Annotated in this window: 10 protein-coding genes and 3 tRNA genes; 11 read left to right on the forward strand and 2 right to left on the reverse strand. The window is 41.8% G+C overall.

Features of this window, described 5'->3' with window-relative positions:
* The first annotated feature begins 106 nt into the window (after positions 1-106).
* Entirely contained in the window at positions 107-553 is a 447-nt protein-coding gene (locus tag MSC25_RS04180) for a DUF2147 domain-containing protein (protein WP_054983747.1), read from the forward strand.
* Between the two features lie 2 nt (positions 554-555).
* Here the strand turns inward: MSC25_RS04180 and MSC25_RS04185 are convergent, their stop codons facing one another.
* On the reverse strand, positions 556-1,470 hold the full coding sequence (locus MSC25_RS04185) for a LysR substrate-binding domain-containing protein (protein ID WP_248442718.1): 915 nt from the start codon (positions 1,468-1,470) through the stop codon (positions 556-558).
* Between the two features lie 192 nt (positions 1,471-1,662).
* Between MSC25_RS04185 and MSC25_RS04190 the strand changes: the two genes are divergently transcribed.
* A complete protein-coding gene (locus MSC25_RS04190) occupies positions 1,663-2,610 on the forward strand; it encodes a DMT family transporter (RefSeq protein WP_248442720.1) in 948 nt (315 codons plus the stop codon).
* Positions 2,611-2,644: 34 nt separating this feature from the next.
* Here the strand turns inward: MSC25_RS04190 and fldB are convergent, their stop codons facing one another.
* A complete protein-coding gene (gene fldB / locus MSC25_RS04195; RefSeq protein WP_004588002.1) occupies positions 2,645-3,166 on the reverse strand; it encodes a flavodoxin FldB in 522 nt (173 codons plus the stop codon).
* A gap of 106 nt (positions 3,167-3,272) precedes the next feature.
* On the opposite strand from fldB, the gene xerD reads away from it, so the two are divergent.
* The 9 genes from xerD (at position 3,273) to MSC25_RS04240 (ending at position 10,932) form a co-directional block, all read left to right on the forward strand.
* Entirely contained in the window at positions 3,273-4,199 is a 927-nt protein-coding gene (gene xerD / locus MSC25_RS04200; RefSeq protein WP_055254835.1) for a site-specific tyrosine recombinase XerD, read from the forward strand.
* Positions 4,200-4,259: 60 nt separating this feature from the next.
* Positions 4,260-4,988 (forward strand): bifunctional protein-disulfide isomerase/oxidoreductase DsbC, encoded by a 729-nt coding sequence (gene dsbC / locus MSC25_RS04205; RefSeq protein ID WP_004588004.1) that lies wholly within the window; start codon positions 4,260-4,262, stop codon positions 4,986-4,988.
* A gap of 294 nt (positions 4,989-5,282) precedes the next feature.
* Positions 5,283-7,004 (forward strand): single-stranded-DNA-specific exonuclease RecJ, encoded by a 1,722-nt coding sequence (recJ, locus tag MSC25_RS04210; RefSeq protein ID WP_248442722.1) that lies wholly within the window; start codon positions 5,283-5,285, stop codon positions 7,002-7,004.
* Between the two features lie 144 nt (positions 7,005-7,148).
* Positions 7,149-8,247 (forward strand): peptide chain release factor 2 gene (gene prfB, locus MSC25_RS04215; RefSeq protein WP_096041210.1). Its coding sequence is split into 2 segments (ribosomal slippage): positions 7,149-7,223 and positions 7,225-8,247, totalling 1,098 coding nucleotides; the frame shifts between segments, so codons are not numbered across the junction.
* 26 nt (positions 8,248-8,273) lie between these two features.
* Complete coding sequence (gene lysS, locus MSC25_RS04220; RefSeq protein WP_248442724.1) at positions 8,274-9,809, forward strand: lysine--tRNA ligase; 1,536 nt, start codon at positions 8,274-8,276, stop codon at positions 9,807-9,809.
* A gap of 396 nt (positions 9,810-10,205) precedes the next feature.
* The gene (locus MSC25_RS04225; RefSeq protein ID WP_024031585.1) at positions 10,206-10,388 is read left to right on the forward strand and encodes a hypothetical protein; all 183 of its coding nucleotides are present in this window, start codon (positions 10,206-10,208) and stop codon (positions 10,386-10,388) included.
* A 128-nt stretch (positions 10,389-10,516) separates the two neighbouring features.
* A tRNA-Ser gene (locus MSC25_RS04230) sits at positions 10,517-10,609 on the forward strand.
* A 34-nt stretch (positions 10,610-10,643) separates the two neighbouring features.
* A tRNA-Arg gene (locus MSC25_RS04235) sits at positions 10,644-10,720 on the forward strand.
* 138 nt (positions 10,721-10,858) lie between these two features.
* Positions 10,859-10,932, forward strand: a tRNA-Arg gene (locus tag MSC25_RS04240).
* Positions 10,933-10,934 lie beyond the last annotated feature (2 nt).

Genomic DNA, 10,934 nt, shown 5'->3' on the forward strand with positions numbered 1-10,934 from the left:
GGTTTTTTACTTTTATAAGTACCTAAATAGCAGTTTAATTTCATAGTGCGTTTATAAATCAGCTGGTATTATCGTTTTATTCGCCATTTTTAATTTAGGCAACACAATGAAAAAGTTAAACAAATTACCGTTACTAACAACACTCGCTGCGGCTTTATTTATAAGCCAAGGTGCGCTTGCAAACATGACTCCTGTTGGGCTTTGGAAAACCATAGATGAAGACACCAACGAGGCTAAATCGTACGTACGCATTACTCAAAACGATAAGGTGCTCAGTGGTAAAGTTGAGGCTATTTTAGACCCAGCTAAACAAACCGGTATTTGTAAAGAGTGTGATGGGGCATTAAAAAATCAGCCTATTTTAGGGATGACCATAATCACTGATGTAAAACCAGAAGATGATGGCGTGTGGGGCGATGGTGAAATACTTGACCCTACAAATGGTAAAACTTATACCGTGCAACTAACGCCACAAAACGACGGTAAAACATTAGAAGTACGTGGCTATATAGGCTTTTTTTACCGTAACCAATATTGGCAACGTGTGGAGTAGCACTACTCGTTTGCTGTTTTTAAAAATTCGCGCTTTAGCCACGCTCGTAATGCGCTTACCTGTGGGTGATTAAGCATGGCGTGGCTCGTTGCAAAATAAAACTGCTGATGCGGATTTACAATGCTTCGGCCAATTTGCGTGAGCATGCCGTGCTTTATATCGTCGCGTACAAACTGTTTGTGGGTGACCAAAACGCCAAGCTGGCGCATCGCGGCTTGCGTTGCTTGCACTGAAATATTAAAGGTTAAGTTATTATGCTGCTTAGGCTGCGCTAAATTATTAGCCTCGCACCACGTTTGCCAATCGTTTTGCCTACGTGGGTTGGTAACGTAGATTGCTTTAAAACGCTGCAGCAAATTTTGCGCGGTTAACTCATCTTTATTTAAGCCAACTAAAAGCTGTGGGTTACAGACTAAAATTAACTGATCGTCGGCTAGTTTTTCACAGTGATATTTTTGCCACTTATCGGGCTGGCCATGAATAATCGCTGCATCAATCCCTTCGCGCTCTAAATCAAATTCTCCCACCAAGTTAGAAATACGAATGTCACTATTTGGCGAAATGCGCTGAAAATCAGCCACCCTAGGGATCCACCAGTGCAGAGCTAGTGAGTTAACCATATTGAGTGTTAAATAAGTTGGCTCATTCGCTGTGTTACTTGCCTCTTGGCTGGCTGCTAAAATTTCAGCCATGGCTGGGGCTATGCGTTTGTAATAGCGCTCACCCACAGGGTTGAGCTCAACGCGGCGACCAATGCGATTAAAAAGCGGTGTATTAAGTTGTAACTCTAAAGCTTTAATAGACTGACTTACCGCCGAGTGACTAATACTTAGCTGCTCAGCCGCGAGCACCATGCTGCCAGTTTCGGCAACAGCTATAAACGTATAGAGAGATTTTAACGGCGCTGATTTAATCATAGGTTACTTATTAACAGTTAAGTTTTACTTACAGGTTAGTTTAATATTATTCGCTTTTAAATTTATAAAGTACACGTAAAATTAGCGCCATAAAAGCCAATGCCAATTTTTTGAAAAATAATAAATAGATTAAAAAAATTAAGCCTTTAATTTTGCTTTTTACATTCATTTTTTATTCAAAGGATAACTGCGGTGACGTTAAATTCTCGTGCTAGTGTGTTTATGCTGCTCTCTACATTTACCTTGGCGTTAAATAGCTTTATAGCCAAGTTACTTACCGATTACTTTAGCACCAGCGAAGTGGTTTTTTTACGGGTGTTTTTACCCGCGATTATTATGCTGGCATTGGCGGCAGGTATTAAATGGCAGCTACCTAATAAATCAGCATGGCGAACCTTTGCTATTCGCGCAATTTTTATAGTGCTGTGCCAAAACTGCTTTTTAGTGGCGCTAAATACTTTAACGCTGGTGGAGGCGGTTATTTTATTTAGCACTGGGCCGTTATTTATACCGCTAATAGAACGGGTGCTTTTTAAAACTAAATTAAATTGGTTATTGCTACCTACAATGGCGCTGATGTTTGTGGGTGTGATTATTCAAAATATTCATAGCGACGGCATACAATGGCGCTGGAGCTTATTAATTGGTTTAGGGGCTGGTATTTTTAATGCCTGCTCGCAAATCACCTTATTTAGAGCCAGTAAAATTAAGCTTCCGATGATGGTTATTAACGGTTGGAGCTTTACGCTGGCTGCCATTTTTATGGTGCCAGTATTAATGTTTACCAGCGAAGGTGAGCTATTTTACCAAGGTTTTGCAATCGATATAAGTAATTACAGTTTATTACTGATGGTGGCATTAATTGGTTTTTCGACTGCTGCAACGCAGTTTTTTAGAGGAAAGGCGTACCGATTAGCCAGTTCTAACTCGCAGTTAGCGCCGCTTATTTATTCTAACTTATTATTTGCGTTGTTATTTCAGCTAATTTTTTACGATACAACATTAAGTTTATCGCAAGTAATAGGCTCAGCGCTTATTGTACTGGCATGTATTATTAATACCTTTGCGCCTAATTGGCTATTGCAAAGGCAAGCAAAAATATGTGAAAAAAAGTGCGCTAAAAAACTTAGTTATTTGTAATGTATTGGCCTAAACATGGTTTAGGCCAAACTCGTTATAGCGTTTCGCTATACTCTGTCATTATTTGTTCAACCCAGCTGGCTATGCGCTCATCGCTTAGCTCGTATTGGCTGTCTTCATCAAGCGCTAGGCCCACAAAGTGTTTGCCATCGGGGGTAAGTGCTTTTGACGCTTCAAACTCGTAGTTTTCATCGTTTGGCCAAAAACCAAGTTGCGTAAACGACTGGGTATTTATTTCATCGTGAAGCATACCAAGGGCGTCTTGAAACCATTGTCCGTAACCTTGTTGGTCGCCCATGCCAAATAAAGCAATGGTTTTACCATTTAGGTTTACATCTTTAATGTCGTCCCACTTAGACTCCCAGTCTTCTTGTATTTCTCCAAAATCCCATGTTGAAATACCAAAGATGATAAAGTCGTACTGCTCTGCATTTTTAAGTGGTTCGTCTTTAATATTGTGTAAGGTCACTACATCGGCGCCAATAAGGTCGCGAATTTTTTCTGCTGCCATCTCTGTGTAGCATGTAGTAGAGCCAAAAAATAAACCAATCTGCATCGTATTTATCACTGTGTAATTGCCTGTTATGATAGGGCGCAGTTTACCGTAAGGTATTTTTAATTGATACCTTCTACCGTGGGTATTACCAACATGAGATCACAACGTGACAACGCTACCTGACGATTTACCTGAACCAAATACCGAGCTAAACAGCAACAGCGACTTTTTAGAAACCTTTTTAGATAGCTTGTACTTAGAGCAAGGTGTAAGCGAAAACACCCTTAGCGCGTATCGCAGTGACCTAGATAAGTTTTGTCAGTTTTTAAAAGGCGAAAGCTTAATGACGGTAACCAGCTTAGATATAGAAAGCTACCTAGCGTATCGCGTAGATTTAGGGTTAAAACCACGTAGCACGGCACGCAGCATAAGTGCGTTAAAGCGGTTTTATCAGTATTTTGTACGTGAAAAACGTATTGCAAGCTCACCGCTTGAAAACATTGCGCAACCAAAAGCGGGCCAATCGTTACCTAAAACGCTCTCAGAAGCCGAAGTAGAGGCATTATTAAGTGCGCCCAATATTGAAGAACCAATGGGGCTGCGCGATAAAGCCATGCTAGAGCTACTTTATGCTACGGGCTTGCGTGTAACTGAGCTTGTAGGGCTGCGTATGGAGCAAATTAACTTGCGCCAGTCGGTTGTGTTTGTAAAAGGTAAAGGCAACAAAGAGCGCTTAGTACCTTTAGGCGAAGAAGCCATGTACTGGCTTGAGCAGTTTTTAAAAGGGGGGCGTGCACAAATGATAAAACACGCCACCGATTTTGTGTTTCCTTCAAAACGTGGTGTAGGTATGACCCGACAAACCTTTTGGCATCGTATTAAACACTATGCTATTTTGGCGTCTATTGAGTCAGATTTATCGCCGCATACATTGCGTCATGCCTTTGCAACACATTTACTTAATCATGGTGCCGACTTAAGAGTGGTGCAGATGATGTTAGGGCACAGCGACTTATCGACTACACAAATTTATACCCATGTTGCCAATGAGCGATTAAAATCGGTACACTCAGAGCATCATCCGCGCGCGTAATATGAAATTTAATATCAGCTTAGCGGTCAATTTAGTACGTATTATTAGATAGAGAAAATTATGAAAAAATTAATGTTAGCAGGTGCAATGTTGTGCACAAGTATTAGTGCATTTGCAAATGGCGTAGCCACAACGCCAGATGCTAATGATCCTATTGTTACTAAATTTGCCACGTTAGGTGTAACAGTTAAGCAAATAAACCCAAGCCCTGTTGCCGGTTTAAAAGAGCTTATTACAAATAAAGGTGTACTTTACGCCAGCCCAGACGGCCAGTTTTTAATGCAAGGCACGCTAATTGATTTAAACAACCGCAGCAACTTAACCGAGCAAGCGTTAAATGGTGTACGTGTTGAAGGTATTAAAGAATACCAAGATTCAATGATTGTTTATAAAGCGCCTAACGAAAAACACCAAATTACGGTATTTACCGATATTAGCTGTGGCTATTGTCGTAAATTACACCGCGAACTAGACGACTTGCTTGATGCAGGCATTACTGTTCGTTATTTAGCGTTTCCGCGTGGTGGACTGCAAGGTTCGGGCTACGCCGATTTAATGAATGTATGGTGTGCACGCGACCAACAAGAAGCACTAACAGAAGCTAAATCAGGCGAAGACACTAAAGTAGTTGCCGGTTGTAGCGCACCAGTAGCTGAGCATTACCAGCTAGGCCAAAGCTTTGGTATTAGCGGCACGCCAGCCATTATTTTAGAAGACGGTACAATGATCCCAGGCTACCAGCCAGCCGCCGCATTAAGTGCAGCGCTTGAGGCGAACAAAGCAGGTTAATTAAAAATCTGAGTACCTGTTTAATACCAATCCGCGATAATACTTAATCATTTTGCGGGGCTAAACGTGTTGCTACAAGCGTTAAAAAATGCTTATTTACGACTGCATGGATGCAAAAGGTAGAGCAATGCAGGAGCAATTGCCGAGAACAACTAAATAGCGAATTTATTGCCTAGCTATCAACACATTTTTCCAGCCTCAAAATAGATCACTTAATTAAGTGAATTGGTTTAAAAAGGCCTTTATGGCCTTTTTTTGTCTTTTTATTATGAACACCATAAGTTAAAAACCAGCATGAAAAAACTGATCATTGCGCGCGAAAATGTAGACGATTCTTACCTGCCAAGCGATCTGCACCCTGTTATTAAGCAAATTTATGCCACGCGTAACGTGCAAAATGCACACGAGCTAAATAATAGTGCAGCCACGCTAATCGACTTTAAACTGTTTAAAGACATCGACAAAGCCACTGAGCTATTAATTGATGCGCTGAATGCGCAAAGCCGCATTTTAATTGTTGGCGACTTCGATGCCGATGGCGCAACCAGTACAGCTACCTTAATGCAAGGCTTGGCAATGTTTGGCTTTAATAACTTAGACTACCTTGTACCGGACAGGTTTAGCTTAGGCTATGGTTTAAGCCCAGCGCTTGCTGAGCAAATTGTTGATATAAAACCAGAGCTGGTTATTACGGTAGATAACGGTATTTCATGTATTGCAGGTATAGATATATTAAAAAAAGTGGGCATTAAAGTACTGGTTACTGATCACCACTTGCAAGGGGAACAGCTCCCTAATGCCGATGCAATTGTTAACCCAAACCGACATGATTGCCGTTTTCCTTCAAAATCAATTGCGGGTGTCGGCGTAGCCTTTTACTTGCTTATAGCCCTTAGAAGCACGTTACGAGAGCAAGGTTATTTTGAACGCCATGCTATGCCAAATTTAGCCGACTTGCTTGATATAGTTGCCCTAGGCACCGTGGCCGATGTAGTCGCGCTTGATGCAAATAACCGCACTTTAGTACACCAAGGGTTGGCGCGTATTCGCAGCGGTAAAACACGCCCAGGTATTACTGCGCTTATTGAAGTGGCTAATCGTAATGCAGCGCGTTTAAGCGCCAGTGACTTTGGTTTTTCGTTGGCCCCGCGTTTAAACGCCGCAGGGCGACTAGATGACATGAGTTTGGGCATAGCGTGCTTATTAAGTACCGATATAAACCAAGCAAGGCGTATTGCCAGCGAGTTAGATAGCTTAAACCATGCACGGCGCGAAATAGAGCAGGGCATGCAAGCCGAGGCGCAAGCTGTGCTTGATAGGCTCGCGTTTAGTGACGACAACATTCCCGATGCCATTTGTTTATACCAAGAAGATTGGCACCAAGGTGTTATTGGTATTTTGGCGGGGCGCTTAAAAGAAAAATACCACCGCCCAACCGTTATTTTTGCCGGTGGCGAAAACGGTGAAATAAAAGGCTCGTGCCGCTCTATCGAAGGGCTACACATGCGCGATTTACTCGAAGGGCTAAATACCGCCGACCCGCACTTAATTAATAAATTTGGCGGCCATGCCATGGCGGCAGGGCTAAGTATTGATGAGCAAAACTTTAATGACTTTAAAAACGCGTTTGATACTGCTGTAAGCGCGCAATTAAGCGAAGAAAGTAAACGCTGCATTGTATTTACCGATGGCGAGCTGCCAAACGAGTGCTTTACAATGGACTTTGCTCAGCTATTAAAGCAATCAGGCCCATGGGGGCAGCAATTTCCTGAGCCGGTATTTGAGCACACCTTTGAAGTTATTCAGCAGCGTATAGTAGGCGAAAAACACTTAAAACTGGTGCTTAAACATCAATCTGGGCGCTTAGTTGACGCCATTGCATTTGGAATAGATGTAAAAGCATGGCCCGACACCGAGGCCCGTTATGTGAAAGTGGCTTATCAGCTCGACATAAACGAATTTAGAGGTAAGTTTAGCCTGCAATTAATTGTTCGCGAGCTTGAAAAAGTGCATTAAAAAATATGCACAATGCATGCATAAAAGGCTAATAAAGCGCGCGGTTTTTTGTTAAAATCGGGCGTTTTTATCATTTGACGATAATTTATTGCGTTTAGTGCTAATTTTAGCGCGCAATAATCTAGCCATTTTGGAGTAATGTACATGTTTGAAGTGAATCCTGTGATTAATCAAATCAAGGAAATTCGCGAACGTACTGAACTGCTTCGGGGGTACCTTTGACTACGCTCACAAACAAGAGCGCCTAGAAGAAGTAAACGCCGAACTTGAAGATTCAGCCGTATGGAATGAACCTGAGCGCGCACAAGCACTTGGTCGTGAAAAATCAGCCTTAGAAGCGGTTGTTGAAACAATCGACAACTTAGTAGCAGGTGCTGACGACGTAGAAGGTTTATTAGAGCTTGCAGTAGAAGCAGAAGACGAAGACACGTTTGTTGAAGCGCAAACTGAACTTGAAGGCTTAAATAAACAGCTTGAGGGTTTAGAGTTTCGCCGTATGTTTTCGGGCTCTCACGATGCAAACGATGCTTACCTTGATTTACAGTCTGGGTCTGGCGGTACTGAAGCACAAGACTGGTGTAACATGTTATTACGCATGTATTTACGCTGGGGCGAGGCTAAAGGCTTTAAAGTTGAGCTAGTAGAAGCAACCGATGGCGATGTAGCCGGTATTAAAGGTGCAACAGTGCGCTTTGTAGGCGAATACGCATATGGTTGGCTGCGCACAGAAACAGGAGTACACCGTTTAGTACGTAAAAGCCCATTTGATTCAAGTGGTCGTCGTCATACCTCGTTTGCCTCTGCGTTTGTTTACCCAGAAGTAGATGACAATATTGAAATTGATATTAATCCGGCTGATTTACGTATAGACGTTTACCGTGCATCGGGCGCGGGTGGTCAGCACGTTAATACTACCGAATCGGCAGTACGTATTACTCACGTACCTACCAACACGGTTGTTCAGTGTCAAAACGAGCGTTCACAACACAAAAATAAAGCCCAAGCAATGAAGCAGTTAAAAGCAAAATTATTTGAGCTTGAACTTCAGCAGCAAAATGCTGAAAAGCAATCGCAAGAAGACGCAAAATCGGATATTGGCTGGGGAAGCCAAATTCGTTCTTACGTACTTGATGATGCACGCATTAAAGATTTACGAACTGGCGTTGAAAACCGTAATACGCAATCGGTACTTGACGGCAACCTAGACAAATTTATTGAAGCCAGCCTAAAATCTGGCCTATAACCACCAAGCTAAAAAAGAGCTAAAAAATGACTGATCAAATCCAAGACGAAAATAAGTTAATCGCTGAGCGTCGCGGCAAATTAGACGCTATTCGTGAAAATTGCCCAGCCAACGGTCATCCTAATCAGTTCCGTCGTGAACATTACACGGCTGATTTACAGGCTGAGTTTGGTGATAAGAGTAAAGAAGAATTAGTAGAGCTTAAGCACGTTGTATCAATTGCTGGCCGTATTTTAGCTAAGCGTGGTCCTTTTATGGCCATTCAAGACATGAAAGGCCGTGTACAAGCTTACGCATCTAAAGAGGTGCAAAAAGACTTAAAAGCAAAATATGGCCAACTAGATATTGGCGATATTATTGGTGTTAAAGGTGCGCTTAATAAATCAGGTAAAGGCGATTTATACGTAGAAATGACCGAGTACGAACTACTTACTAAGTCACTACGCCCATTACCAGAGAAGTTTCATGGTTTATCAGATCAAGAAACCAAGTACCGCCAACGTTATGTTGATTTAATTACTAACGAAGCGACGCGCGAAACATTCCGCATTCGCTCACAAGTAGTTGAAGGTATTCGTCGCTTTTTAGCAGAGCGCGACTTTATGGAAGTAGAAACGCCAATGCTACAGGTTATTCCTGGCGGTGCGTCTGCGCGTCCATTTGTGACTCACCATAACGCACTTGATATAGACATGTACTTACGTATAGCGCCTGAGCTTTACCTTAAGCGTTTAGTAGTAGGTGGTTTTGACCGCGTATTTGAAATTAACCGTAACTTCCGTAACGAAGGGTTATCAACGCGTCACAACCCAGAATTCACTATGATTGAATTTTACCAAGCCTACGCTGATTACATCGACCTGATGAACATTACCGAAGACATGCTACGTACAGTTGCAACAAACGTTTTAGGTAGCCCAATTGTAGTTAATACCACTAAAGATGAAAACGGCGAAGTTATCGACTCAGTAGAGTACGACTTTGGCAAACCGTTTGAGCGCCTAAGCATGGCTGATGCTATCTTAAAATATAACCCTGAGTTTGATGCTGCGGTATTTAATGACCCAGAAAACCACTTTGAAGAATTAAAAGCGTACGCTAAACAAGTGCACGTAAAAATTCCTGAAAATTGTGTATGGGGCCCAGGTAAGTTTTTATGTGAAATATTTGAAGAAACGGCTGAGCACATGCTTATCCAACCTACATTTATTACAGGCTACCCGTGGGAAGTATCGCCACTTGCGCGCCGTAACGACGAAAACCCATTTGTTACCGACCGCTTTGAGTTTTTTGTTGGCGGACGTGAGCTTGCAAATGGCTTCTCGGAGCTTAACGATGCACAAGATCAAGCAGAGCGCTTTACTCGCCAAGTTGAAGAAAAAGACGCCGGCGATGATGAAGCAATGCATTACGATGAAGACTACATACGCGCACTAGAGTACGGCTTACCGCCTACTGCCGGTGAAGGTATTGGTATTGACCGCTTAGTAATGTTATTTACTGATTCACCAACCATTAAAGATGTTATTTTGTTCCCGCATATGCGCCCACAAGCTGACTAAGCTTTAACAAAATAAATGTGATAAACGCCGCTAAATTTTAGCGGCGTTTTTGTGTGAGTACAAAAATAAGCGCCAATGCAGGAAAAGTTGGAGAGTAAATTGCTTTATAAAAACAGACGAAAGAGAGGATAAGATTGTTCGCTTTTTAATTAATTAGTACTAAACTAAATTTTAAAGCTAGTTATTAGTACTTATTAATAGTTAATTCAGATTGGGTTATTTAATGTAGCCTTGTTTTAAATGACCTTAATAACAGTGCTATAACGTAATTTTATGACTGTTTTTTAAACATTATGTTGTATTTATGTAAAAAACTTAGCTAAAATACGCCAAAATTTTGAGCTGGGTTAAAATAGCACTCTAAATATGAATTCTCAAATGGACTTAGAATATAATATGAAAGACAACCGAGTTGAAGAATCGCCAGAAACTGATACCACAGAGCAAAAGCGACAAGCTTATTACCGAGCCTGTATTGCTGAGTTTCAGCAATTAGGTTACCAAGAGCAATATTTAGCGCAGCTCAAAGATGATTTAGTGCCTTTAATGGGCGTTAACCCACAAGACAAAAACATTTAAATCGTTTACTTTTCAAACCAATTATACAATTAAAGCTGACTTATGTGCGTTCTGTAACCAGATAGTCATTTTTGGCATAAAAGTGTTTGACATATTTTCTGAAATCTTTATTATACGCCCCACAAGACGGAGAGGTGTCCGAGTGGCCGAAGGAGCTCCCCTGCTAAGGGAGTATAGAGTTTGTAGCTCTATCGAGGGTTCGAATCCCTCCTTCTCCACCATTTCTTTTAATGGCAGTCTTGTAAAGTAAAGATTGGGCGCATAGCTCAGCTGGATAGAGTACCTGGCTACGAACCAGGCGGTCGGAGGTTCGAATCCTCCTGCGCCCACCACTTTCATAAATAAGCCGACAAAAGTCGGTTTTTTTGTGTCTGAAATAGCATATAAGTTAAGCGCATATTTTACGGTGTGTACTTATATTTATTGTTTCAGAAACTCCACTTAGAGTATAAATAAGAAAAAATGAAAGTGGGCGCATAGCTCAGCTGGATAGAGTACCTGGCTACGAACCAGGCGGTCGGAGGTTCGAATCCTCCTGCGCCCACC

The organism is Pseudoalteromonas sp. 1CM17D, assembly GCF_023161805.1.
GTDB classification, from domain to species: domain Bacteria; phylum Pseudomonadota; class Gammaproteobacteria; order Enterobacterales; family Alteromonadaceae; genus Pseudoalteromonas; species Pseudoalteromonas atlantica.